Source organism: Thermaerobacter composti, assembly GCF_033582035.1.
Lineage (GTDB): Bacteria > Bacillota > Sulfobacillia > Thermaerobacterales > Thermaerobacteraceae > Thermaerobacter > Thermaerobacter composti.
Genome location: NZ_CP132508.1, coordinates 496805 through 519218 on the forward strand (window position 1 = coordinate 496805; position 22414 = coordinate 519218).

A 22414-nucleotide genomic window follows, 5' to 3' on the forward strand; every position below is an offset into this window, starting at 1 on the left:
CCAACGAGGGAGGGCCAAGGCAGCGATGGACATCCGGGACGGGCGAGCAGGCGGGTTGCCGGCGCCCGGAGCGGACCACGAGGGCATCGGCGCGTCAGCCGACGGGGCGACGCTGCGCCGGCACGACCCGGCGGGGATGCTGGGCGTGGTCGCCGCCTTCCCCCACCAGTTGGAAGAGGCCTACCGCCTGGGCCGCGAGGCGGCCAACCTGCCGCGACCGCTGGCGGAGCCGCCCCGGGCCGTGGTCGTCGCAGGACTGGGCGGCTCCGCCATCGGCGGCGACTTCGTGGCGGCCGTGGTGGAGCCCCAGGCCACGGTGCCGGTGGTGGTCCACCGCGACTACGGTCTTCCCGGCTGGGTCGGCGCGCACGACCTGGTGTTCACCGTCAGCTACTCCGGGGCGACGGAGGAGACGCTGAGCGCCTACGCGGAGGCGCGCCGGCGAGGGGCGGCGGTGGTGGCCGTCGCCAGCGGCGGACCCCTCCTGGAGCGGGCGGCGGCCGACGAGGCCGCCGGCGCTCCGGTACGGCGCGTCGTCGTGCCCGGGGGGCTGGCGCCGCGGGCGGCGCTGGGGTACCTGATGCTGCCCGTGCTGTATCTGACCTGCGCGTGGACCGGCCTCGACGATCCGTCCGCCCAGGTGGAGGAAGCCATCGCCGTCCTGCGCAGCCAGGCGCGGGAGGTCGAGCCCAACGGCCCCGGCGGGCCGGTCCAGGCGCTGGCCCGGGCGTTGTTGGACCGCCCCGTGTTCGTCTACGGGGCCGGCCGCCTCGGCCAGGCCGCCGCCTACCGGTGGCAGTGCCAGCTCAACGAGAACGCCAAGCTCCTCGCCCACAGCCATGCCTTCCCCGAGCTGGACCACAACGAGGTCATGGGCTGGGAAGGCGCGGCCGAAGGGGGTCGCCGGCCGCTGGTGGTCCTGCTCCAGGCGGCGGCCGATCACCCGCGGAACCGGACGCGGATGGACATCACCGCCGATCTGATCGGCGATCGGGCCGAGTGGGTGACGGTCGCGTCGCGGGGACAGGGGCGCTTGGCGCAGCTGCTCAGCCTGGCCTACGTCGGCGACGCGGTGTCCGTGTACGCGGCCTTGCTGCGGGGCCTGGACCCGTCGGCCATCGCCAGCATCCAGCGGCTGAAGGAGCGGCTGGCGGCCCTGCCCGCCCCGGGGATGGAACGCTAGCCGCCGACGCCGGGGCGAAGGGGCGGCCGGCCGCGGCACGACGCCGCGGGTACTCCACAGCCGCCGTGGGCGGCGGACGGGCGCTGGCTGCGATGATGAGCCCGCCCCCCGACGGGCGGGATGCAAACGCGCGCCCGCCGTGGGCGGCGGGCGAACGCTGCCTGGATTGACGCGCCCCTCGACGGGCGGGAGCAAGCCCGAGCCCGACGGGGCGGGTGGACGGGCGCTGCCTGCGGCCGGCCGCCCCGCTGCGGGTCGCCTCCTTGCGGCGGTGCCGCCCACCCCCCAGGACCGGGCATACCCGCCCGCGGGCGGAATAGCCATGGGCACCGGGGGCGATGCCGGTGCCGTGGCGTGCCGGCCCGCTGCGGCGGGCGCCCGTCGTGGCCACCCTCGTCGGACTGCTGGCGGCCGCCCTGTGGGCGGGGGTCGTCTCGAGCGGACGGCCCCTCCCGTCGGCCGGCTCCGCCCGCGACCCGGCCGGCTGGGCGTTCCGTGACGACCTCGGCCAGCGGGTCCGCCTGCCGGCGCCACCCCGGCGCATCGCCTGTAGCGGCCAGGACTTGTGCGACCTGGCCCGGGCGCTGCTGGGGGAGGGGGCGGTGACGGAGCTGCCGGCGGGGATGGAGGAGCAGCACCTGCGGCGGCGTGCGGCCGATCTGGTGCTGCTGCCCGCCGTCACCCGGCAGCCGGGGTTGGCCCGGCGGCTGCGGGCCCGGGGCTGGCCGGCGGCGACCCTGGTCTGGACGGACGTGGAGGGACTCCCTGCGGCCGCCCTCCGGCTGGCCGGCTGGGTCGACCGGCGGGACCGCGGCCAGGAGCTGGCTGCGACCTACGCCCGGCGGCTGGCGCGGATCGAGGCCGCGTTGGCGACGGTGCCGTCGCCCCAGCGGCCGCCGGTGCTGGTCCTGGCGTGGGATCGTCCTCCCGTCTGGGCGGGCCCGGGCAGCCCGGCGGCGACGCTGGTCGAACGGGCCGGCGGACGGATGGCGCCCGGTCACGGGCGCGACCCAACCCCTGCGCGATCCCGCGGCGGCTGGGTCCACCTCCTGCGACGAGGGACCGGGCTCGCCGGCCCCGGGGCGTGGCTGGCTGGCGAGGAGCGCTGGCGCCACAGTCACTGGCCGGCATCGACGCGGGTGGTGACGCCCCTGCTCCGCCCCATGGTGCCACCGGGGGGACCGCCGGCGGCGACCGCCCTCTACCTTCCCCCGGATCAGCTGCTGGGTGCCGGTCCGCAGGCGCTCGACGGCCTGGAGCGCCTCGCGGCCTGGCTGCACCCCGACCGCGTGGACGCCAGTGACGCGCCGCTGCGCATGGTGCCGCTGTCGGTGATGGACTGAGGCGGCGTCACGGGCGCCGCTGCAGCACCACCAGCCCGATCCCGGTGCGGGCGCGGAAGGCGCCCTCCGTGCCGACCAGGGCGTTGCTGACCGTGTAGGCGGTGCCCCACGCCAGGGTGGCATCGGCCAACGGATAGGCCAGTCCCTCGGTCGCCACGCCGGTCATCCGCGGCGTCAGGGGGACCAGGGAGACCGTCTGGCCCGGGGCGCCCCGGAAGCGGACCTCCCCCGGCGCCACCAGCGGTCGGACGTGGGCCGGGCCGCTCAAGACGGTCAGCGGGCGGCCCTCGGTTCCCCAGCGAGCGGTCAGCAAGAGGTTCGCCAGGGTGTGGTCGACCCGATCCCCCACCCCGCCCACCAGGTAGAGCGGTGCCCCGCCCAGCCGTCGACGGACCGCGTCGAGGGCGATCTCGGCGTCGGTGAGGTCCTTGGCCGCCGGGAAGGTCTGCACCTCGACGCCTGCGGCCCGGGCCGCCTCCACCTCCGCGGCGGTCAGGGTGTCGAAGTCGCCGACCAGGACGTGGGGCCACAGGCCGACGGCCCGGAGGAGCCGCAGGCCGCCGTCGGCAGCCACGCAGAGGCTGGCGTCGCGGGCGAGGCGCGCCACCTCCCGGGCCAGGGCCGGTTCGTCCAGGTCGCCGCCCGCGACCACCACCCCGTAGGGAGGGGTGGGGTCGGGGAGGAAGCCGAAGGGGCTCGTCGGCCCAGCCGCCCCAGCCATGGGCATGGCCGTCCTCCTTCCTCCTTTCCAGGACCGGCTCCCGTCAGGACCGGCTTCCGACGCCCGCTGAGGCCGCCCGCCCCGCCTCCTCCACCTCCCGCCGGGAATGCCCCGATCGGGCTCCCGCCACCGCCCCACCCGTCCCGGGCCGACCCGGGCGCTGTCTGCCCGTGCCTGCATGTCCGGCGGGGCCCGCGCATAGGGTCATACCGGTTCCGATCACCCGGCAGGGGAAGGGGGAGAAGCGGTGTCCCGCATCGCCGAGCTGGCGGCCGAGCTCCGGGAGCAGGAGCGGCCGCTGCTGGAACGGTACCGGCAGTTGGTCGATGCCGCCGTCACCGACACGGAGCGTCGGCTGGCCCAGATGATGTACAACTACCAGCGCTTCCAGCTCCAGAGCCTGGAGCTGTTCGAAGACCGGGTACCCGAGCGCTTCCACTGCTTCGGCGTGATCACCCACGACGACGTCAACGTCCGCCAGCGCCCCAGCGGGAAGTCGGAAGCCCTGACCAAGGTGGGACGGGGGACGCCCGTCATCGTCATGGCCTTCGAGGGCTTCTGGGCCGAGGTCCAGCTGGTGGGTGGGGAGACGGGATACGTCTTCAAGGATTACGTGCGTTGCGAGGCGGGCGGCTAGAACCCGCCGCCCCGGCCTCGGGTGCGGTCGCGCCGAGGGGCGGCGATGGCCTCGCGGGGCCGGCCGGCCTCAGGCGGCTCCGCCCCGCAGGGGCGCCGCCGGTTCGTCCCCCTGGGTCGCGGCGCCGTCGGCGTCGCCGGCCGTCGCGCGGCCCGTCCCGGCCTGGCCGTGGCCGGGCGCGGCCGACCGACGGTCCTCCCCCTCCTCAGGGGAGTGCAGCGCCGCGTGCAGCTGGTCCATCCAGGCGGGGTTGGCGCGGGCGAAGGCGACGAACCGCTCGATGCGCTCGAGGGTCTGGCGGCTGACGTGGTGCTCGATGCCCTCCACGTCCTGCTGGACCACGGCCTCGTCGCGGACGCCCAGCAGCCGCAGGAAGGTGGCCAGCGTCTCATGGCGCTGGCGCATGGCGCGCCCGATGGCCTCGCCCCGCTCGGTGAGCACCAGCCCGCGGTAGCGCTCGTAGGTCACGTAGTTCTGCTCGTCCAGCCGCTGTACCATGCGCGTCACCGACGACGGCTGCAGGTTCAAGGCCAGGGCGATGTCGCTCACCCGCGCGTACCCCTTGCTGCGGATGAGCTCGTAGATCGTCTCGAGGTAGTCCTCCATGCTGGGCGTGGGCCGCAACCGCGTCACCTCGTTTCCGCTGCCGACCGTCCTCCGCCAGATCCGTCCGGGCGACGGCATCCCCGGTGCCGTCCACCCCATCCGGTCAACGCCATCAGGATCCCGCCAACAATATAACGTACGCGGGCAGGGGGCCGCCGCCGCACCCCGGGGCCCAGGCCCGCCGTCCCCGCGGGTCCGGGCGGTCGCCCGCCTCCGGGGTGGGAACGGCCAGCCGGACCGTGCCGGGATGGGGGCGCGAAGGGGTCGCGAGCGGTGGGGCGGGGCGTCGGCGCAATGCGGCGCCGTGCGCGTGCCGTCGGCGCAAAAAGGGGAGGCGGTCTCTCGGACCGCCTCCCGAGCTTGCGGGGTGATGATCCGCGCATCACGCGCGTCGCGTCCGCAGGTCAGGCGGTGGGACCGCGCCCACGGCCGTCACTCCGTGACGTGGATCGTGCCCTTCATGGTCGCGGAGTGGCCGGGCACCGTGCAGATGAACTCGAAGTCGCCGGTCTGCTGCGGCGTGAACTCCACCGAGTTGCTCTTCCCCGGATCCGTCAGGCCGATCTCCAGGCCCAGCTCCTCCGACACCAGGTCGTGCTGCACCGAGTCGTTGTTCACCAGCTCGATGGTGTAGGTCTGGCCCTTCTTCAGGTTGATCTCCGTCTTGTCGAAGGACATGTTCTGGGCCGTCACCGTGATCTTGTTGCCCCCACCGGCGGCCTGGTCGCCGTTGCCCCCGTTGCCGCCGCCCTCACCGCCACCGCCGCCGCAAGCGGCCAGCACGGGCAGCGCCAGCAGCATCAGCGCGACCAGCACCAGCAGGGACCGACGTACGCGCTTCATGCCCGCATGCTCCCTCCTTGTGGGATCGCGTCCACCGTTCCTTTATACCCGATCTCCAGCGGACCCGCACTCGGATGACGAACCGATTCTGTCGCGGACCCTCCGGCATCGCCCCGGGGACGGGGCGCGGCTGCGCCCCCGGTTGGCGCCGCGTGCGCCGGGGCTCCGGGGTCGGCCCGGCGATGCGGCCCTTCGCCCTGGGTCCGCCGTGGACAGCGCCAGCGAACGCGCGTTGTGCGCCGGGAGGCGATCGCCGGCGCGGGCGCCCCCACCCCCGGAGGGGATCCGCGGTCGCCGCGGCCCGGCCGGTTCGCCGAAGGGCCGACACGGGTAGCATGCCCGCCGGCCGTTTCGCCGGCGGGCTGACACGGGTTGTGCGCCCGGTTCGGGAGGGGATCAGCGGCGGCCCGCGGCCCGATCCGCCGCCGTGGCCAGTTGCGCCAGATACTGCCACAGCAGGTCGGCCACGCCGGCCAGATGCCCGCGGTCCACGTGTTCCAGCCGGTCGGTGTGCCAGTGGTAGTGGGGGATGCGGCCGCCGGGCCCGGTGGCGAGGAAGGTGATGGCCGGGATCCCGCGGGCCGCCGCGACCAGCGCGTCGGTGGGCAGCAGCGGCCGTGGGCCCGGGGTGAGCAGGCCCGGCGGCAGCTCCTCCGCCAGCCTCCGCGCCTGGGCGACCAGCCAGGGATCGTAGCGCACGGGCAGCAGCATCCCCTCGGCGGTCAGGTAGTGCAGGCGGCCGGCGCCCACGTTGTCCACGTTGACCACGGCGACGCCGCCGGGCGCGGTCCGCGGGAACCAGGGGTGCTCCAGCAGCGCGGCCATGCCGCGCATGCCCGTCTCCTCCGCCCCGGTGAAGGCCAGGAGCAGCTCGATCCCGGGCAACGGCTGCCGGGCCCAGCGCCGGGCCAGCGCCAGCGCGACGGCGACCCCCGAGCCGTTGTCGTTGGCCCCGTTGACCGGGCGGCCTCCCAGCCAACTGATCAGGAGGAACGCGGCCACGGCCGCCGACGCCGCGGCGGCCACCGCCAGGGGGGTGGATCCGGCGAGGCCCACGGCACGGGCCACCAGGAGCAGCGGCACGGCGAGGAAGGCTGCGTAGCCGACGACGAAGAACGCCTGGAGGCCGGGCAGCACGCGGGGCGCGAAGAGCCAGCTGCCCCACTGGGTGTCGTAGTGGGCCGTGACCACCACGTGGAGCGGCCAAGGCGGTCCGGCCGGGGGCCGGCCGGCGCCGGGCTCCACAGCATCGGCCGGGGGCCGGGCGGCCGCGGCTCCCGCAGCATCGGCAGGCCGCCGGGTGACGTCGGATCCCCCAGCAGCGGCCGGGGGCCGGGAGGCGCTGGGATCCGCAACATCGGCTGGCGGCCGGGCGGCCGGCTCCCGCACCGGGCGGGGCGCCGGGTGGGGTGCGCCGCCGCCGACGGCACCCCGGGCCGCCCCCGCTGCCGGACCGCCCCTGCGGGGCAGGCGGGCCACCACATTCTGCGAGGCGCCCCGGGGCACGAGCAGGGCGAGGCTCAGGCGCGAACCCCTGGGCCAGAGCACCAGCTCCCCCAACAGGGGGAGGAGGACCAGGGCTGCGGCCGCCGCCAGCAGGCCCAGGGCCCAGGCCGGGCCCTGCCACCGGGCACCCCCGATCCCCAGGGCGGCGAGAGCGACGCCGATGAACCCGGGGCCCAGATAGAGGGTGTGGCGTGGCGCGGTGAAGGGCTGGACGTCCACCTGGTAGCCCATCTCCGCCAGGCGAGCCGCCAGCCACCGGGCGGCCCGGCCCTCCTCGGCGGTGGCCGTGCCGCGATGGGGCAGCCGGCAGAGGGCTACCAGGTCGTCCCACGGGTCGGGGACGTCGCTGTGGCCGCGGTCCCACGGGCCGGGCTGGCCGCTGTCGCCGCCGGCGCGCGGCGCCCTCATCGCCGTCCGACCTCCTCGAGCCACCGGCGCGCGGCCTCGAGCTCCCCCTGGTCCAGCTCATGGCCGGTCGGCGCCCAGTGCAGGGTGACCCGCGCCCCCGCTGCCTCCAGCCGCTGGGCCAGGGACCGGGTCTGTTCCGCCGGCACCACCGGATCCTGACGCCCGGCGGCGACGAAGACCGGGGTGCCCGCCAGCGCCCCCGGCGGCGGGTCGTCGAGGGGCAGGTCCATGGGCCGGAGGAGCACCGCCCCCTGGAGCAGGCCGGGGCGAGCCATGAGCAGGGCCGCGGCCAGGTTGGCGCCGTTGGAGTAGCCCACCGCCACCAGTCCGCGGGGGTCGAACCCGTACCGTCGTGCGGCCGCGGCCACGAAGCCGGCCATCTGCTCCGCCCGGGCGAGCAGGTCGTCGCGGTCCAGGACCCCCGGTGCCCACCGGCGGAAGAAGCGGGGCATCCCGTCCTCCAGCACCCGGCCGCGCGGGCTCAGCAGCGCGGCCCGGGGCGCCAGGTAGCGGCCGAGGGGCAGCAGGTCGTGCTCGTCGCCGCCCGTGCCGTGGAGCAGGAGCAGGACGGGGGGCCGCGACCCGCGGCCGTCGGACGCGGCGTCGGCCGGTTCGTCCGGCGCGGGCACGAAGCGGTGGATGAAGCCGAGGGTCGCGAAGTCGGAAGGCGGCCGCAGCGGCGGCAGCGACCGCTCCAGGCTGGGGCGCGCCGGCTCGTACCACGGCGGGAGGCGCAGGGCGGTGCCCAGGGTGCGGGGGTCCTCGTCCACGAGGAACCCCGGCGGGTCCGTGGCGATCTCGAAGAGCACCCCGCCCGGCTCGCGGAAGTAGATGGACCGGAAGTAGCGGCGGTCCTGGACCGGCGTCACCGCCAGGCCGAGCAGGTCCAGGCGCCGTCGCCAGCGTCGCTGGTGCTCGTCGGTCGGCGTGCGGAAGGCGACGTGGTGGACCGTGCCGGCACCCAGGGTGCCGCGGGGCGCCGCGGGGTCGGCGATCACCGCGAGCCATCGGCTGGCCCCGCCCTCCCCCACCGTCCAGAGGGTGCGGGGGCGGCCGCCGGCGGGGGGCGCAGGCGGATCCGTCCGCCGGCCGGCCGACCCGGCGGGATCCGCTTCGTGGCCGGCCTGGGCGGTGGCCGCCGCGGCCGCGGCGGCGGGCCGGTAGCCCAGGGCGCGCAGCACCCGGCTGGTGGGCTCCGCCTCGCGCACCGTCAAGGTGACGCCCGCCACGGCCCGGATGGCGTGCTCGCCCGGGACAGGGCCGTCGGCCCACCCGGGCCAGGCCACCGCCGACGGATCTTCCACCAGGGCCAGGGGCAGCCCGTCGGGGTCGGTGAAGGCCAGGGCCGGTTGCCCGACGGGGCTCGTCGTGCGCTGGCACGCCACCCCGAAGTCGTGCAGCCGATCCTCCCAGAAGGCCAGGGCGCCGGGCGGCACGGCCAGGGCGACCCCCGTCACCTGGCCCGCGCCGTGGCGGCCGCGGGCGGCGTCGGGGATCGGGAAGAAGGTCAGCAGGGTGCCCGGCCGTCCGATCGCATCGCCGAAGTAGAGGTGGTACGTGCCGGGATCGTCGAAGTTGACGGTCCGCTTCACCAGGCGCATGCCCAGGACGCCGGCGTAGAAGTCGGCGTTGGCCTGGGGGTCGCCGGCGATCATCGTGACGTGGTGGATGCCCGTCACCTGCAGGTCGCTCTCCATGGCCGGCCTCCTCACCCCTAGCGTATCACGGGCGGCGCCCGCTGCCGCCGATGCGGGTGTCGCCCGCTCCGCCCCGCGGGGCCGGCCGCCGGCCCGTCGCCCCGACGGCCGCGCCGGTGCCCGCCTGCGCACGGTCCCTGCCGGCCGTCGGGCCCACGCCGAATCACGCCAGCTCACGCCAGCTGCTGGCCTTCGTCCGCCGCGGGGAGCCGGGCGCGCAGGGCGTCGGCCTCGGCCAGGATCTGCCGGGCGTACGCCTCCACCTGGGTCCTGAGCTCCGGCGTGGCGTAGACCTGCTCCAGCTCCTGGTGGGCCATCAGGGCCCGGCGCAGGTACCAGATGCCCTGGTCGAAGGCCTGGCCGAACAGGGCCTGGGCCACCTCCATCTCTTCCCGATACCGCTCCAGGGACTCGACGTCGACGAAGGCGGCGGTGTCGATCACCAGGTCGCCGGCCTTGGGCTCGTACGTGTGGGGATAGGCGTTGTGGACCACCGCCGCACCCAGCGCCGGGATGATCACGTGGTCCAGGCGCCGGCCGTCGAGCCCGCAGGTGTACGCCTCGATGTCGTAGCCGCGGCGCAGGGCCGCCGCGGCGATCCGCTCGACCAGGACGGCGCAGCCGGTGCCGGGATTGCCGCGGACGAACACCCGCCTGGGGAGCGGGTCCAGCAGGCTGTCGAGAAAGTGGCGCGGACCCTCGGGGGTGACGGCGCTGGCGAACAACCGCCGCACGCGGCCGCGGCGTCCGGGCCGCCGCAGGCGGTGGTGGCCGTCGAAGATCGCCGCCTCGATCTCGTGGGCGGCCTGCTCCAGCGCCGCCTGGTCCAACGCCCCCGCGTGCTCATAGAAGTCCTCGTAGAGGCCCAGCGCGTCCCGGGCCAGCGCCAGGTAGCGGTGGGCCAACTGGAACCGCTGACGAACCAGCCGGCCGGTGGCGGCGATGCGTTCCCGGCGTGCCGCCAGGAGGTCGCGGTCGGCCGTGGCCTCGAGGCTGAGCAGGCGCCCCACGAGCCCGGGCAGCGGCGGCTCCACGGCATGGGGTGGGGTGCCGTCGAGCACCACCAGCCCGAGGTCGGGCGCGTTGACGGCGTCGAGGGATGCGGGGTCCGACGGGCAGTGGAAGAGCTCCACCGCCACGCCGCGCTCCATGAGGCCCTCGGCCACCAGGCGGATCACCGCCGACTTGCCCGTCCCCGGCCCACCCTTGAGCACGAACACCCGGCGCGGCTCCGGCCACGGGATCCCATCGAAGTAGGAACGGAACCCGTGGCCGGTGTTGCCGCTGGCGAACAGACGACGCACCCGTGCATACCGCGACGACATGCCGATGCCCCCCATGGCACCGGCCCGGACGCCGGTCGACGGCGTGACATGGGCGTCCCGGGTCGGCCACCGATTCGCGACGCTACACGCTATGGGGCCAGGAGGGGTGGGGGTGCCAGTCCGGGGATGGGCCGACGTCCCGCCGTGTCAGGGAACCTGACGCGGCCCAAGGCGAGGGCCCGGGACGCGTCCCCCGGCGGCGGACGAGGGGACGGCGCGACCGCCGGCCGCGGGACGGCCGCCCCGGCTCTGCACGGTACCGTCGGTCCCCGGCGCCGGCAGGGGGCCGCGCCCTGGAGACGTGGCGGGCTCCAGCCCGACCACCGGCGGAGCCGGATGCGGGGGTCCCCCGCCGGAGGTCCCCCGCGCCGCAGGGGTCCGCGGGGCACGAGGACGCTCCCCGGCGCTTGGGGGTACGGGGGATCGCAGCCGGCGACGGGGCACACCGGCGCCGCTCCGCCATATGTATGAAGGAGCCCACGGCAACGGGAGGGGGCTGGCGTGTCCCGGCACCGCAACCTGCCCCTCTATTCCATCGGCGCCGTGTCGAACCTGACGGGTCTGAGCGAGCGCCGCATCCGCTACTACGAGAAGGTGGGGCTGATCCGGCCGGCGCGGACGGCGGGCAATCAGCGGCGCTACAGCCAGGCGGACGTCGATCGGCTGCTGGAGATCAAGGGGCTCCTGCAGCAGGGGCTGCATCTGGACGACATCCGCCGGCGCCTCCTGGACCGGCGCGGCCGGGAGGAGACCATGGGGCCGCCGGATCTGCCCGCCGCCCTGGCCGCTGCCGAGCCCTGGTCGCTTCCCGTGCCGGTGGCCGCGACGGTGCGCCGTGCGGCCGGCAGGCGCGCAGTCGCGGCGCGGGCCGCCCCCCCGACGGGATGCGGATCCCGTGGCCACGGGGAGGTCGCCGCCGCGGGCGCCGGGAGGGCGGCCGGAGCCGGGCGACCGGGTGAGGCCACGGCCTCCCCGCCCCGCGCGGCGGCTGCCGTCCCGCCGCATGCCCGTACGGACTCCGATGCGGGCCCCGAATCGGGGCTGGGTCGCATCGACCGGTTGTTCCGGGGCCCGGCGCCTGCGGTCCCCGGGGTCGGCACGGCGCGCTGCCTGTACCCGGCCTTGGATCCGGCCGTGCTCTACCAGGCCCGTCGCCGGCAGCGGCGCGGACCCGGTCAAGCCGGGCAGCCGGCGTGGCCCTCCGGCGAGCCCTCCGGCGGTGGGGGCAGCCTGCGGGAGGTCCGCATGCCGGGCGATGCGCTCAGCCCGGCGCCGCTCGGCACCGGGCTGAGCGCGGGCGCACAGGAGGTACCGCGCGATGCGCCGGCCGCCGGCTGAGCCGGTTCCTCCGGACGAACCGGCGCGGCGCCTCCAGGCCCAGGGGGTGCAGCTCGTCCAGCTGGTCTACGCCGACGTGTTGGGCGTGCACAAGGGGCTGACCCTCCCCGTCCTCCAGGCGGCGGCCGCGTGGGGCGACGGCGTCCGCGTCGACGGTGCCTCCCTGGAGGGGTTCATGCGGATCGAGGAGCGGGAGATGCGCCTGCGGGCGGGCGGGGAGGCGGTGTTCGTCCTCCCGTGGACGCCGGCGGACGAACGGGTGGCGGCGGTGCCGGCGGCCATCTACACCCGGGAGGGGCAGCCCTTCGAGGGCTGCCCCCGGGAGCGCCTGCGGCGGGCGGTGGGGCGCCTGGACGGCCTCGGGGTGGCGGTGGAGTTCGCCTTCGAGATGGAGTTCTACCTGCTGCGGCGGCACCGCGGCCGGCCGGAGGTGCGGGTGCCGGACCGGGCCGGGTACCTGGACCTATCCGTGCGGGATGCGGGGGAGCCGGTGCGCCAGGCCGTCGCCCTGGCGCTGGAGCGGATGGGCGTCGTGGTGGAGTCCGTCCACCACGCCGTGGCGCCCGCCCAGCACGAGATCGACCTGGGCTGGCAGCCGCCCCTGACCGCCGCCGACCACCTCCTGGTCGCCAAGCGGACGGTCTACGCCGTGGCCGAGCGCCACGGGATGCACGCCACCTTCCTGCCGAAGCCGCGGACGGGTAGCCACGGCTCCGGGCTGCACGTGCGGATGCGGCTGCGACCCCTGCCGGGGGCGCCGTGGAGCCGCGCCGCGCTGACCCGCCACTGGTTGGCCGGGCTGCTGCAGCACGCCCGGCCGCTCTGCGCCATCACCAACCCGCTGGTGAACTCGTACAAGCGCCTGGTGCCGGGGTTCGAGGCCCCGGTGTACGTGGTCTGGGGCCAGGAGACCCACGCCCCGCTGGCACGGCTGGTGGCGGGGTGGGAGGCGGGCGAGCTGGAGTGGCGCGCCCCCGACCCGTGTTGCCACCCGTACCTGGCGCTGGCCGTCCTGCTGCGGGCCGGCGCCGACGGCCTGGAGCGCCGGCTGGAGCCGCCCCCGCCGCTGGAGGAGAACGTCTTCGAGCTGGACCCGGCGGAGATCGGCGCCCGGGGGATCGAGCCGCTGCCGGGCAGCCTGGGCGAGGCCCTGGACGACATGCGCGTCAGCGCCGTGGTGCGGGACGCCTTGGGCGAGTACCTCTTCACCCGCTACCTCGAGGCGAAGCGGATGGAGTGGGACATCTACCGGGTCCAGGTCCACCAATGGGAGCTGGACCAGTACCTGCCGGTATTCTGACCCGGCCTGGTCCCCGCAGGCGGGTGCAGGCGCAAGGATCCCCGCAGGCCGGTGCGCGCGCTGGGGCCCGGCCGGGGGTCGACGGCGCCGGTACGCCGGCGATGCGGTGCGGGCGCGGGGGCCGCGAAGGGCGTTGCCGGGTGCAGGCGGTGCGGGCGGGGGGCCCCACAGGGCGTGGCCGGTTCCGCGCGGGGCGGGCGCAGGGGCCTCGAAGGCCGTTGCCGGGTCCAAGGGGCGCAGAGGCCCCGCAGGGTGTCGCCGGCTGGCTCCGGGCGGTGCGGGCGCGGGCGCAGCGATCCCCGAAGGCGGTCGGCGGCGCCGGGCGGCGCGGGCCGGCACGACGGGGCGGGACCCGGATCGGCGGCGGCGATGGCGGTGGGCGTACCGCGGATTCGGTCCAGCCGGGTCCTCCCGCGCAGGGTAGGGGTCCGGGACGGCCAGGGGATCCGGCCAGGGGATCAGGGCCTTCGGCCCCGATCCCCTGGCCGCCCTGGGGAGCGCGGTGGGCTTGGGGACCTCGGTCAACGGCTCCCGCCGCCAGCCGTTACCTGAAACATCGTCATCTGTTTCAGGCAGCCGATCCTTGCGGATCGGCGGTGCCGGTCTTACCCAGCGATGAGCCGGCGCCGGCTTCCCGCTTCCTCCGGGATCGCCTGCCTTGCGGCAGGTCTTCCATCCCGTCCACGGGCGTTTTGCGTCTCCGGGCCACTCCCGGCGACGGCGGCCACCAGGGCCGCGAGATTCCGCGCCGCGTTTTCGTCCCGGTCGAGCACGAGCCCGCATTCCTCACAGCGGAAGGTGCGCTGCGAAAGCGGCAGCGATGTTTTCACCGCGCCGCACCGGGAGCACCGCTTGCTGCTCGGGTAAAAGGGCGGTGCTTCGACCAGAACCGCCCCGTGCCAGGGGCACTTGTAGCGGAGCTGGCGGCGGATCGCCGCCAGGGCGGAATCGGCCAGCACCCGGGCGAGCCGCCGGTTCTTCATCATGCCCGCCACGTGCAGCTGTTCGACGACCACCACGCCGTAGGTGCTCGCCAGGTGGTGGGTCAGCTTGTGAAGGGCATCCTGGCGGAGGTTCCGGGCCCGCGCATGGAGCCGGGCTAGCCGGCGGCGGGCCTTGTGCCACCCCCGGCTGCCCCTCTGACGCCGGGCCAGGGCGCGATTCCACCGGGCGATCTTTCGGAGCGCCTTTTCAAGGGACCGGGGGTTCGGCCACTTCTCGCCCGTCGAAAGGACCGCCAGGTGCTGGACGCCCGCATCGACGCCGACGACTTTCCAGGGGAACCGGGGCCGGCCCGGCGGCCGCTCCACCTCGCAGGTGAAGCTGACGAACCACCGGCCCCCCTCCTGGGCGACCGTGGCGGACAGGATGCGGGCCGTTCCCGCTTCGATGCGCCAGCGCAGGGCCGTAGTCGGCTCGTGGGTCTTCACCCGCCCGATCCGGGGCAGCACGACGTGGCTCTTGTCGTCCACCCGGATCGCGCCGGTGGTGAACCGCACCGACTCCCGGCCCCGGCCCTTCTTCCGGAACCGGGGGAACCCCACCCGGCGGCCCTTGCGTTCACCCTGGCGGCTCTTGGACCAGTTCTGCAGGGCCCGGGCGAGTCCGTCCAGACCGGAGGAATAGGCCTCCTTCGAGTTCTCCCGCCACCAGGGCGCGACGACGTGCTTTTGCCGGTTCCACTCCCGCCGCAAGGCGGGGAGGGTCCAGGGCACCTCCACCTCCTCGCCCCGGGCGCGGGCTTCCAGGCGCTCCTTTACCAGGGCCAAGCCCCAGTTGAAGGCGAAGCGGCGGGCGCCCACGTGGGAGGCCAACGCCCGTTCCTGGCGGGGTGTGGGGTCGAGGGCGAAGCGGTACGCCTGCAACACACGCATGGGGAAGCCCCCAAGATCATCCAAGGACATCGTACCAGAACATCTGTTCTCAGACAACGAGCCGGCCGAGGAGGGAAGAGGATGCGAAGACTTTGATGACATTGGACGAGAAACGATAAGAAACGCACTAGCTGTTCTCAACCCCGCTGGCGGAGGAACTCCTCCGCTTGGCGGCAGTCGGCTCACCCGGGCTGGACGTAGAGCTCGACCCGCTTGGGCATGGTCTCGCCTCCCTTCGGGGTGGCGCGCGGCCCCCAGCCCCCGCTCCTGTCCATCGGGGGCTCCAGGCCCAGGATGGGCCTTGCCTCTTGCCTTAGGATGGGCCTCGCCGCCCGTTCCCCCTTCGGCCGGTCTGGCAGCTCCTCCTCCCTCACGGAAGGGACTTCCTTCCCGGGCCGCATCATCCCGCGGACCGGCGCATAGGGTTGTCCCCGCGGGGCCCCGCGGGGGCGGCCCCCGGTCGACCCGAGGGCATCCGGGCCCGTGAGCCAGCGGGTCGCATCCCCGGCGGCCCGCTCCCCGGGGCCCGGCGACGGTCTTCCCGCGGCCGGGGAGGAGCGGGCCCCGGGGCGCTCCGGCGGCGCGGCGGCCCGGGCAGGCCGCCGCGCACCGCGCCGCGCCGCCGCCCAGCTGGGTGCACGGGCCCCGACCCAGCCGGGTGCGCGGGCCCCCACCCAGCCGCATGCACGGGTCTCGACAGCCGCACGCACGGGTCCCCACAGGGAGGTGTTGGCCGTGGAACCGACGATCCACGCGCGCCGCGATGCCCCCGGTGGACCGCTTCCCGGCGCCCGGGCCGAGCGGCGAGGAGCCGTGGGGCAGCGGGTGATCGAATTGGCCGGTCTCTGGGAGGTCGCGCGGCCCGACACGGCGGCACGCCCCCAGACCCTCTGGGTCCCGCGGGACCCGCCGTCGCCCCCGGGGACGCCGCCGTCCCCCGTGGTGGTCTACCGGCGCACCGTCCAGGTGGACCCGGCATGGACCGGCATGGCGGCGCGCCTCGAGTTGGACGGCGCACTGGGACGGGTCCGCGTCCGGCTCAACGACCGCGAGTTCCCGGTCCCCGCGGCGGGGCAGGTGCCGACCGCGGTGGACGTGACCGACGCCGTGCGACCGGGGACGAACCAGCTGGAGATCGAGGTCGCGGGGACTGAGAGCCCCGTCGGCTGGGGAGCCTGGGCGCGGCCCGAGGCCGTCCCGCCCGGTTACCTCCCGCCCGGCTTGACGGGACCGGTGCGGCTTCGGTTCTTCCGCGGCGTCGTGCTGACCGGCCTGTCCTGGTTCCTGCGCCCGGAGGACGGGACCGTCGCCGCCAGGCCGGAGGCCGCCGCGACCCTGCCGGTGGTGCACGGCTGCGCCCGTATCCGCTACTGGGCGACGGAGCCGGTGCGCGGCCGCTGCTGGCTGGACCTGACGCCGGAGGGCTTCGCGGCGCCCGGTGTCCGGGTGGCCTGGGAGGTGGAGGCCGCGCCCCCGGGCGGGGCGTGGGAGGTCTGGTTCTCCCTGCCCTCGCCGCGCCTCTGGACCGTGTGGGAGCGAGGTCGTCCCTGCCTGTATCGCCTGCGTGCGTGGTTCGAACCGGCGCTCGCGCCGGGATCCGGGGAGGGTTCGCCGGGCGGCGGCCAAGCCCCTTGGGGACTGGCGGCGGAGAGGGCGGGGGTGCCGCCGCGGGCCGTCGCCGAGGACGGGCGTCCATGGCCCGAGCTGGAGGCGCTGGTCGGCATCCGCTTCGTCACCCGCGACCCCGAGGCTTGGTTCCTCAACGGGGAGCCCCTGGCGTTCCGCGGCGCGTGCGTCCTCCCCCTCGCGCCCTGGCCGGGGGCCGTGACCCCACGCCGCGCCCGCGCCTGGGTCCGGCGGGCGCGGGCCCTGGGGCTGAATGCCCTCCGGGTCTACGCCCATGCCGCCCACCCGGCCCTCTACGAGGCCGCCAGTCGCCTGGGCATCGCCGTGTGGCAGGACCTCCCGCTGGTCGAACCGGTGACGCGGGAGGCGACGGCCACGCTGGCCTCCCAGTTGGACGGGTGGGTCGATGCCGTCGGACGGTGGCCGGCGGTCATCGCCTGGGCGGTGGCCCAGGAGCCCGCCGTGCCGCCGGCGGCGCTGCCGGGGACGCCGACCGGCCGCTCGCGGAGGCGGGTGCCACCGGTGCGACGACCCGAGTGGCCCTGGTCCGCCGAGGGCCGACGGGTGGGGGAGCTGGCGGGACGGCTGCGCGCCCTGGACCCCGGGCGGCCCGTGCTGGCGCGGGTCGGCGTCCCCTCCTGGACCCGCAGCGGCGGGGATGCGCGCCTCTTCCTGCCTGCTGGCACGCCACCCGACCCCGTGGCCATCGAGCGGCGCCTGCGCCTGGTGCCCCACGCGGCCGTGGTCTCGTCGATGGGGGCGCCCGCGTTCGACCAAACCCGCCAGGCAACATTCGTAAGGTATGCCATGGAGATCCTCCGCCGGCGTCCCCATCCGGCCAGGGGAGGGTTCGTGTACGCGTTGAACGATGCCCCCGGGGGACCGGCCTTCGGCCTCTACACGGCGGATGGACGGCCGCGCGAGGCCGCCCGGGCCTACCGGCAGGCGTGCTGGCCGGTGCGCCTCGTGCTGGGCGCCTGGCTGCGGCGCGGCCGGCCCGGTGCGGCGTTGCGTCTGCCGGTGTGGCTCGTGAACGACAGCGGCGAGGCCGTGGCCGGTCGATGGACGTGGCAACTGGTGGCGGGGTCGCAGGTCCTGGCGGCCGCGACGCGGTCGTGCCAGGCGGGGCCGCTGGAGCGCGTCCCCGTCGGGTGGGTGGCCGCCCGCTGGCCGCTCGAGGCGGTGCCGCGGCGGGCGGCGGGAGCCGAGGCCGCCGAGGGCGGCGGAGGGGAGGATCCCCTGATCCTGCGGCTCGAGCTCGACGCCGACCGGTGCCGGTTGCGGGTGGACTACCCTCTGCCCATGGCCCTGCGCAGCCGGGAACCGACGCACGGCCCGGTTCGTCCGAAAGATGGGGAGGCGGTTCGCCCATCCCTGGGGCCGTGAGGGCCCTCGGGCCGCCCCGTTGACGACCGCGGTGGGCGGAGTATGCTGGAATTTCGGGAGAGATCCAGGGATCGCTCCATTCCCTGGATGGGAGCCCGTGCCGGAGGCGACGGCTCCGGCCATCCCGGCCGGGTGGGGAGGGAGAGCCGTGACGTACCTGGATCCGGCGGCCACCGTCATCGGGGCGCCGGTCTGGCCGGTGTGGCTCTTGCGTGGCCTCGAGGCGGCCGTGGTCTTCGTGGTGGTCTACAACCTGGCCGTCTACCTCGGCGGGCTGCGCAACCCGCGTCCGGTTCCCCGCACCGCGCCCCGGATGCGGTTCGCGGTGTTGATCCCCGCCCACAACGAGGAAGCGGTGATCGGCCCGCTGATCGAGAGCCTGTGGCGGCAGGAGTACCCCCGCCACCTCTATGACGTCTTCGTCATCGCCGACAACTGCAGCGACGGCACCGCCGCGGCCGCCCGGGCGGCGGGCGCCCACGTGTGGGAGCGCTTCGACACCCGGCGGCGAGGCAAGCAGTACGCCATCGCGTACGCCCTGGAGCGGCTGGCGGGCCTCGGCCGGCGCTACGACGCGGTGGCGATGTTCGACGCCGACAACCTGGTCGAGCCCAACTTCCTGCAGGTGATGAACGACCGCCTGGCGGCCGGCGAGAAGATCATCCAGGCCTACGTGGACGCCAAGAACCCCGACGACAGCTGGGTCGCCGCCGCCTTCGCCTTCAGCTTCTGGATGAGCAACCGCTGGCGCCTGCAGGCGCGGCACAACTGGGGGCTCTGCGGCGCGCTGGCGGGCACGGGCATGTGCATCGCCTGGGAGGTCCTGGAGCGGGTCGGGTGGGACGCCCGCACGCTGACGGAAGACCTCGAGTTCTCCGCCAAGGCCCTGCTGCACGGCTACGTGACCACCTTCGCCCGCGAGACGCGGATCTACGACGAGAAGGTCACGGGCTTCGTGGCCTCGTGCCGTCAGCGGCTGCGCTGGGCGCGCGGCAACGTGCAGGTCATGCTGATCCACGCGCCGCGGCTGCTCTGGGCGGGTGTGCGCCAGCTGGATCCGGTGAAGTTCGAGTTCGTGTTCGACCTGACGCGGCCGCTGCACCTCCTGGTCACCGCGGCGGCTTCGAGTCTGACCGTGCTGGCGGGTGGCGATCTGAGCCGGTGGGGCTGGGTGCCCTTGCCGGATTGGCCGCTGCGGCTGACGATGCTGTTCGCGGTGATCGGGCCGCTGCTGGTACTGGTGCTCGACCGCCTGCCCCTGCGGCCCTACCGGTTCCTGCCCCTGCTGCCGATCTTCCAGTACTCGTGGATCCTGGTGGTCCTGTGGGCGCTGCTCACGCCGCGGAACCGCCAGTGGGTGCCCACCGTCCACACGCGGGCGGTGCGGCTCGGGGAGCTGTCGCGGTAGGCCCGCGCCAGGGCGGAGGGCCGTGCCCGACGCCGGGGCGGACGCCCGCGGCCCCCGCCGGGGCATGGCCCGTGGCCGGCGTCGGCCCGCGGCCCGCGTCGGAGTGGAACCAGACGAGGACGGCCGGCCTCGCGTCCGCCGCGGACCGGTCAGCCAGGGGAGTGTGGGCGCATGGGGCCGTCGCCGGGAGGGGCAGGGTCGCAGCGGACGCGGAAGGGACCCAGGCGCCGGGCCCGGCGGTTGCGGCGAGGTGCCAGGCGCGGGGCCCGCTGGATCGCCCTCCTCCTCATGGCGGCCGCCGCGGTGGCCGTCCTGCCCGGATGCGGGCCCATGGAGGAGCCCGTCGCCCCCCCACGACACGGAGGGGTGGCCTCCACGCGACCGGTTCGTCTCCACCGCGACGGTGGCCGATGCGGTGCGCATCCGCGCCACGGTGACGCTGGGAGATGGCCGCACCCGGTCCGCGCCCGACCCTGCGTGGGCCGCCGCGGGCGAAGCCGGGGTGCCGTGGCGTGAATTGCGCTACGAGATCTGGATCGAGCCGCGGGGCGGACGGGTGCTCCGCGGGGTGGTCGCCGCGGCCCGACTGAACGAGGCCATGGCGCGGTGGATCCACTCCGGCCGGCTCGACTTCGGGTCCGACGCGGCCCATCCTGTGGACATCGGCCCCGGGACCGCGAGCCCGCGCGGTCTGGTGGTCGGCCGCCAGACGGCCGTCCCCGACCCGTCGGCGCTGGACCCCGGCGCCGCCCGGGTCCTGGAGGCCGCCCTCCGGACGCCCATCTGGCTCAAGCTGACCTGGGACGGTGAGGCCCGCTTCATCCGCCTGGAGCCGGGCCAGGACATCACGTACGTGGGCCTCGCCAGCGGCCGTCCGGGAGGGGCGCCGGCTCCGGCAGCCGCGGTACAATGAATTCGCCATGGTCCCTCGCTGGCGCCCGCGTCCGTCGAGCCCCCGCGCGGCCGGTCCCCGTCCCGATCGGCCCGGGGGGACGCCGTGCGGGGAAGGAGCGGATGGGCTCCCCGAGCGCGCCGCCGTCCCCAGCGCCTGGGCTGCCTACCGGCGCCTCCTCCGCCCCCACCGCGCCCAGGCGGCCCTGGCCGTGGTGCTGCTCCTTGGCCGGTCGGGCCTCGACCTGGGGATCCCCCAGATCCTGCGGTGGCTGCTGGACGTGGTCATCCCGGCCCGCGACCTTGCGCTCCTGGGGTGGGGGGCCTTGATCTCCCTGGCCCTCGTAGCCGGCCGGGCCGGGGTGCACTACGCCGCCGTCTACGTCTCCTTCGACCTGACCCAACGGGTGGTCCACGACCTGCGGGTGCGGCTGTTCCGCCACATCGCATCCCTACCCCTGGCCTACTTCCACCGCGAGCGCCAGGGCGCGGTGGTCTCCCGCCTGACCAGCGACGTGGGCGCCATCGAGCGGTTCGTCCAGGCGGTGTTCGCGCGGCTGGCCGGCGAGTTCGGCGGCGTGCTGGCGGTGGTGGCCACGGTCATCGCCTTGCAACCCGCCCTGGGCGTGGGGCTGGCCCTGTTGCTGCCTGCGGCCGGGGCCTGGTTCTACCTGCAGACGGTCCGCATCCGGCGCCTGAGCCGGGAGATCCAGGCCCAGGCGGCCCGCCTGGCGGGCCGGGCCACCGAGGTGGTGGGCGCCATCGCCACGGTCAAGGCCTACGGCGGGGAGCCCTTCGAGGAGGCCCGCTTCGCCGCGGCCAGCCGGCGGTACCAGGCCCTCAACATGGAGCGGCGGCGGTTCATCGGGCGGATGGAGAGTGGCGCCGACCTCCTGGGGAACCTGGGACTCCTCGTGCTGTTGTTCGTCGGCGGCTACCTGACGATCCGCGGCGCGCTCAGCCCGGGCCGGCTGGCGGCGCTGGTGCTCTACCTGCGGATGATGCTGGCTCCGGTCCGCAGCCTGGTCAACTTCCACCTGATCTTGCAGGAAGGCCTGGCGGCCATGGAGCGGGTCCAGGAGATCCTGACCTTGGCTCCCGAGGGCGCCCCGACCCGTGAGGGGGACGGCCTGCGGCCGCGTCCGCGGCGGGCGAACCAGCCGGACCGGGCGGTTGCGCCGACCGTTACGGCGCAGCCCGCGGATGGCGGGGGGACCCGTTCGGTGCCGGTGGCCCGGGGCCGCGGCGCCACCCCCCAGGGGACTCTCGGCGCTGGGGACGCCGCCGGGTGGATGGTCACCCGTGGCGATCGGTCGCGGTCCGGCGCCGGCGGGGTGCGGGTACGAGCCGTCGGGACGCCGGCACCGGGCGGGGCTGGGGCCGGGCCGGGCGTCGGGAACGGCACCCGACCGGCCCGCGGCGCGTCGCTCGAGTTCGCCGGCGTCTGGTTCCGCTACCGATCCGAGGGTCCGCCCGTCCTCCAGGGCGTGGACCTGCGGGTCGAACCCGGCGAGCGCATCGCCCTCGTGGGCCCCTCGGGCGCGGGGAAGACGACCCTGCTCCACCTGGTGCCCCGCTTCTACGATCCCCAGCGGGGCAGGGTGTACCTGGACGGCCGTGACGTCCGGGACTACGACCTGGAGGACCTGCGCCGGCAGGTGGCCTGGGTGATGCAGGAGCCCGTGCTCTTCGCCGGGACGGTGGCCGAGAACATCGCCTACGGGTGTCCCGGCGCGACGGCGGAGGCGATCCGGCAGGCGGCCGAGCTCGCCGACGCGGCCGGGTTCATCGAGGCCCTGCCCCGGGGCTACGACACCCCGGTGGGCGAGCGCGGCGTGCAACTCTCGGGTGGTCAGCGACAGCGCATCGCCATCGCCCGGGCGTTGCTCCGCCGCCCGCGGCTCCTGCTGCTCGACGAGGCCACGTCCTTCCAGGACGCCGCGTCGGAGGAACGGATCCACGCGGCCCTGGACCTGCTGGCGGCTACCGGCTGCACCACCCTCGTCGTCGCCCACCGGCTCTCCACCGCCCTGCGGGCGGACCGCATCGTGGTCATGGACGGCGGCCGGGTGGTGGAGACGGGCACCCACGCCGAGCTCCTGGCCCGGGGCGGGCTCTACGCCCGCCTGTACCGTACCTTCTTCGACCCGCGAGCCCGTTCCGGCCGGCGCTTGTCCGTGGACGGCACGGCGAGCCCCCGCTAGCAGCCCGGGTTGGTCATCCTCGACCACCCACGTCAGCAGGCTCCGAACCGGCCATGGAAGCGAGGGATCGCGCCAGGGCGGCGATCGCGGAAGATCAGGGCGCACGGTCTGGAGCGTG

16 protein-coding genes are annotated in these 22414 nt (G+C 75.6%); 9 read left to right on the forward strand and 7 right to left on the reverse strand.

The window, feature by feature from the left end; translation table 11 throughout:
• Window positions 1-25: 25 nt before the first annotated feature.
• Together Q5761_RS02040 and Q5761_RS02045 are read left to right on the forward strand one after the other, a co-directional pair.
• Complete coding sequence (locus Q5761_RS02040; protein WP_318750994.1) at window positions 26-1183, forward strand: bifunctional phosphoglucose/phosphomannose isomerase; 1158 nt, start codon at window positions 26-28, stop codon at window positions 1181-1183.
• Window positions 1184-1521: 338 nt separating this feature from the next.
• On the forward strand, window positions 1522-2526 hold the full coding sequence (locus Q5761_RS02045; protein WP_413084550.1) for an ABC transporter substrate-binding protein: 1005 nt from the start codon (window positions 1522-1524) through the stop codon (window positions 2524-2526).
• Between the two features lie 7 nt (window positions 2527-2533).
• Here the strand turns inward: Q5761_RS02045 and Q5761_RS02050 are convergent, their stop codons facing one another.
• Window positions 2534-3253 carry a thiamine diphosphokinase gene (locus Q5761_RS02050; RefSeq protein ID WP_318750996.1) on the reverse strand — a complete coding sequence of 240 codons (720 nt, stop codon included), beginning with the start codon at window positions 3251-3253 and terminating at the stop codon, window positions 2534-2536.
• Window positions 3254-3494: 241 nt separating this feature from the next.
• Here Q5761_RS02050 and Q5761_RS02055 point away from each other — a divergent pair, with 241 nt between their 5' ends.
• Window positions 3495-3884: an SH3 domain-containing protein gene (locus tag Q5761_RS02055; RefSeq protein WP_135224929.1), complete on the forward strand. Its 390-nt coding sequence runs from the start codon at window positions 3495-3497 to the stop codon at window positions 3882-3884.
• A 69-nt stretch (window positions 3885-3953) separates the two neighbouring features.
• Here Q5761_RS02055 and mntR read toward each other — a convergent pair whose 3' ends face one another.
• From mntR to Q5761_RS02080, 5 genes are all read right to left on the reverse strand, one after another.
• Window positions 3954-4508 carry a transcriptional regulator MntR gene (mntR, locus tag Q5761_RS02060; protein WP_318750997.1) on the reverse strand — a complete coding sequence of 185 codons (555 nt, stop codon included), beginning with the start codon at window positions 4506-4508 and terminating at the stop codon, window positions 3954-3956.
• A gap of 414 nt (window positions 4509-4922) precedes the next feature.
• Window positions 4923-5333 (reverse strand): cupredoxin domain-containing protein, encoded by a 411-nt coding sequence (locus Q5761_RS02065; RefSeq protein ID WP_318750998.1) that lies wholly within the window; start codon window positions 5331-5333, stop codon window positions 4923-4925.
• Window positions 5334-5729: 396 nt separating this feature from the next.
• Window positions 5730-7247, reverse strand: a complete 1518-nt coding sequence (locus Q5761_RS02070) for a M28 family metallopeptidase (protein WP_318750999.1) — start codon at window positions 7245-7247, stop codon at window positions 5730-5732.
• A complete protein-coding gene (locus Q5761_RS02075) occupies window positions 7244-8944 on the reverse strand; it encodes a VOC family protein (RefSeq protein ID WP_318751000.1) in 1701 nt (566 codons plus the stop codon). Before Q5761_RS02075 ends, Q5761_RS02070 begins: the two co-directional genes overlap by 4 nt.
• Window positions 8945-9117: 173 nt before the next feature.
• Window positions 9118-10269 carry an AAA family ATPase gene (locus tag Q5761_RS02080; RefSeq protein ID WP_318751001.1) on the reverse strand — a complete coding sequence of 384 codons (1152 nt, stop codon included), beginning with the start codon at window positions 10267-10269 and terminating at the stop codon, window positions 9118-9120.
• 501 nt (window positions 10270-10770) lie between these two features.
• On the opposite strand from Q5761_RS02080, the gene Q5761_RS02085 reads away from it, so the two are divergent.
• Both Q5761_RS02085 and Q5761_RS02090 read left to right on the forward strand, forming a co-directional pair.
• A complete protein-coding gene (locus tag Q5761_RS02085; protein ID WP_318751002.1) occupies window positions 10771-11607 on the forward strand; it encodes a MerR family transcriptional regulator in 837 nt (278 codons plus the stop codon).
• On the forward strand, window positions 11588-12907 hold the full coding sequence (locus Q5761_RS02090; protein ID WP_135224935.1) for a glutamine synthetase family protein: 1320 nt from the start codon (window positions 11588-11590) through the stop codon (window positions 12905-12907). The genes Q5761_RS02085 and Q5761_RS02090 overlap by 20 nt, the downstream gene beginning before the upstream one ends.
• 605 nt (window positions 12908-13512) lie before the next feature.
• Here the strand turns inward: Q5761_RS02090 and tnpB are convergent.
• Entirely contained in the window at window positions 13513-14781 is a 1269-nt protein-coding gene (gene tnpB / locus Q5761_RS02095) for an IS607 family element RNA-guided endonuclease TnpB (RefSeq protein WP_318751003.1), read from the reverse strand.
• A gap of 735 nt (window positions 14782-15516) precedes the next feature.
• Between tnpB and Q5761_RS02100 the strand changes: the two genes are divergently transcribed.
• The 4 genes from Q5761_RS02100 to Q5761_RS02115 all read left to right on the forward strand — a co-directional run bounded on the left by Q5761_RS02100 (window position 15517) and on the right by Q5761_RS02115 (window position 22296).
• Window positions 15517-17793: a hypothetical protein gene (locus tag Q5761_RS02100; RefSeq protein WP_318751004.1), complete on the forward strand. Its 2277-nt coding sequence runs from the start codon at window positions 15517-15519 to the stop codon at window positions 17791-17793.
• Window positions 17794-17941: 148 nt separating this feature from the next.
• Window positions 17942-19201: a glycosyltransferase family 2 protein gene (locus tag Q5761_RS02105; protein WP_318751005.1), complete on the forward strand. Its 1260-nt coding sequence runs from the start codon at window positions 17942-17944 to the stop codon at window positions 19199-19201.
• A gap of 415 nt (window positions 19202-19616) precedes the next feature.
• Window positions 19617-20114, forward strand: a complete 498-nt coding sequence (locus tag Q5761_RS02110; RefSeq protein WP_318751006.1) for a hypothetical protein — start codon at window positions 19617-19619, stop codon at window positions 20112-20114.
• A 190-nt stretch (window positions 20115-20304) separates the two neighbouring features.
• Window positions 20305-22296, forward strand: a complete 1992-nt coding sequence (locus tag Q5761_RS02115) for an ABC transporter ATP-binding protein (protein ID WP_318751007.1) — start codon at window positions 20305-20307, stop codon at window positions 22294-22296.
• Window positions 22297-22414: the final 118 nt, after the last annotated feature.